We start from the raw sequence: 2,341 nt of genomic DNA on the forward strand, positions 1-2,341 counted from the left end.
CGGGGGATTTGGCGTGTTGTTGGAGAAGCTAACGGCTGACGCACCCTACGGGAATTTGGCTGCTGGGAGTGCGTCAGCCGGGGGATTTGGCGTGTTGTTGGAGAAGCTAACGGCTGACGCACCCTACGGGAATTTGGCTGCTGGGAGTGCGTCAGCCGGGGGATTTGGCGTGTTGTTGGAGAAGCTAACGGCTGACGCACCCTACTAATGAAACATTTGTTGTCGGTCGAGCAAGCGAGCAAGGCAAAATCGGCTAGAATGTTTGTTTGTCTGTACAATCCCAAAGTATTTAGCGTCATGGCAGTCCCTAAGAAGAAAACCTCCAAATCCAGAAAGAATATGCGTAAGGCCACATGGAAGCGCAAAGCTGTAGTGGCAGCTCAGAAAGCTATGTCCCTGGGCAAATCAGTTCTGACTGGACGTTCCAACAGCTTCGTGTATCCCGGCAATGAAGAAGAGGAGGAAGAGTAAAGCGATTAAAAATTAACAATTGGCATTTCTGATATTTTGCACCATTCTCGGTTAACAGGCCCGGTGGCTGTCCCACAAAACATAAATTTTATTGTGGGGTGGCCGCAGATGGCCGGCCCTCCAGCAAAAGTTGAGAATGCTGTTAGATCGGAGTCAATCCTTCTTTGCCGCCGGTAAAATTAGCATGGCATCGCCAAAGGAATAAAAGCGGTAGTGATGCTCGATCGCTCTTAGGTACAAATCCAACAGCCGAGGCCTTCCAATCATCGCACTTACCATCATCATCAAAGTAGAGCGGGGCAAGTGAAAATTGGTAATCATCCCGTCTACAACCCGCCACTTGTAACCGGGATAAATATACAGACTTGTCGGGCCGCAAAAAGGCTGCAAGGAAAAATCGCCCCTGGCGGCGGCGGCTCCTTCTAAGGCTCGCACTGCTGTCGTACCTACGGCAAAGATCCGCCCGCCTCTGGCTTGAGTAGAGCGGATTTTCTCGACGGTGGCGGCGGGTACTTCGACCCATTCTTGGTGCATTTTGTGAGCAGTCACGTCTTCCACCTCCACCGGGCGAAACGTTCCTACTCCGACGTGGAGGGTAACAAAAGTTTTTTCGATTCCCCGTTGCTGCAAGCGGCTGAACAATTCTTCGGTGAAGTGGAGGCCTGCTGTGGGGGCAGCCACCGCCCCGGGCCGATCGGCATACACAGTCTGGTACTGTTCCGGCGCTGCTTGGGAATTGTCGATGTAGGGCGGCAGGGGTACGTGGCCGTATTCGTCCAAAAACTTCGCCAGAGTCGCATCTGTGGGGATGTCAAACTCCAACAGCCGTCCCCCGGTTGCCTCGTCCCTTTCTATAACTGTCGCAGTCAATCGCCTCGCGAGTACCTCCGCTTGGGGAAGGCAACAGCAAGGGGCTGCTGCGGAGTCATCAGAGGGTGGGGCGATCGGCTCAAACTCAATTTTTGCCCCCAACTTTAAGCGTTTCCCCGGTTTTACCAAAGCCAGCCAGCAGTTGTGCTTTCGTTCTTCCATCAATAATATCTCCACAGCCGGGCCGTTGGGTTTGTGCCCGTAGAGCCTCGCTGGCAACACGCGAGTGTTATTGAGTACCAGCAAGTCTCCCGGCTGCAACAAGTCGGGCAAATCGCGGAAAATCCGGTGTTGGTGGCTGGAGCGAGAATCTACAGCCAGCAAGCGAGAACTATCCCTCGGCACTGCGGGATTTTGGGCAATGTAGTCGGGCGGAAGTTCGTAGTCGTAGCCGTCCAAAGACCAGTCAAGCTCTGTCATCGGGTGAATTCCTGTACGATCGATCTGTCAACTAGGTAACAAATTGGGTAAAAACCCCCATCCAAAGTCGGGTGCTTTTCCCCTTGCGGTTGCGGGTATAGCCCGCGAGGATAGAGGTGTAGCATCAGCTTTGCCGGAAGGATAGTTATGGAATACCTCTACTACATCGCCAATACTAGCCTCACTCTGAGAGTCGTGGATTACCTGCGCGCGGCTAGTCATCTTCCCTTGCAATTTATCACTGTTATTCACCAAATTGACGGCTGGGTGGTGAAGGTGAAAATGAGCCAATACTTAACTCCAGAAATGCACGGGGATTTTCGGGCTTTTATGAACGAACTCGGGATTCCTTACGATCCAGAAATTCGCTTGCAAATGGCACTTTGGAGTTTGGAAACAGGACAGTCGCCGCTAAGCGTGATGCGCCGTTACCAGGTGGCGGTGGTTTGTCACGGTAGCCCCGACCGTAAGGAAATTGAAGCGTTTCGCCAGCAATTTGTCAAGGGTCTGGGATATTGCCCGGAAACTCTCGCCTAAACTTCTGTCCAGATAAATTAACTGTTACGGCAGAGGGCAGGGG

The 2,341-nt window shown here is 52.7% G+C and carries 4 protein-coding genes; 3 read left to right on the top strand and 1 reads right to left on the bottom strand.

Features of this window, described 5'->3' with window-relative positions:
- A partial coding sequence (locus IQ270_RS29775) for a hypothetical protein (protein WP_193976700.1) occupies positions 1-208 on the top strand: 208 nt, incomplete at its 5' end.
- An 89-nt stretch (positions 209-297) separates the two neighbouring features.
- Positions 298-471, top strand: coding sequence for a 50S ribosomal protein L32 (gene rpmF / locus IQ270_RS29780; protein WP_193976703.1), 174 nt, complete (start codon positions 298-300; stop codon positions 469-471).
- Between the two features lie 153 nt (positions 472-624).
- On the opposite strand, the gene queA is transcribed toward rpmF, so the two are convergent.
- The gene (gene queA, locus IQ270_RS29785; protein WP_193976701.1) at positions 625-1,761 is read right to left on the bottom strand and encodes a tRNA preQ1(34) S-adenosylmethionine ribosyltransferase-isomerase QueA; all 1,137 of its coding nucleotides are present in this window, start codon (positions 1,759-1,761) and stop codon (positions 625-627) included.
- A gap of 147 nt (positions 1,762-1,908) precedes the next feature.
- On the opposite strand from queA, the gene IQ270_RS29790 reads away from it, so the two are divergent.
- Complete coding sequence (locus IQ270_RS29790; protein WP_193976702.1) at positions 1,909-2,298, top strand: hypothetical protein; 390 nt, start codon at positions 1,909-1,911, stop codon at positions 2,296-2,298.
- Positions 2,299-2,341: the final 43 nt, after the last annotated feature.

Source organism: Microcoleus sp. LEGE 07076, assembly GCF_015207455.1.
Taxonomy (GTDB): domain Bacteria; phylum Cyanobacteriota; class Cyanobacteriia; order Cyanobacteriales; family Microcoleaceae; genus Microcoleus.

Coding starts and splice junctions, on each gene's coding strand:
- queA (WP_193976701.1), bottom strand. CDS start 1,761: ATGACAGAGCTTGACTGGTCTTTGGACGGCTACGACTACGAACTTCCG.
- rpmF (WP_193976703.1), top strand. CDS start 298: ATGGCAGTCCCTAAGAAGAAAACCTCCAAATCCAGAAAGAATATGCGT.
- IQ270_RS29790 (WP_193976702.1), top strand. CDS start 1,909: ATGGAATACCTCTACTACATCGCCAATACTAGCCTCACTCTGAGAGTC.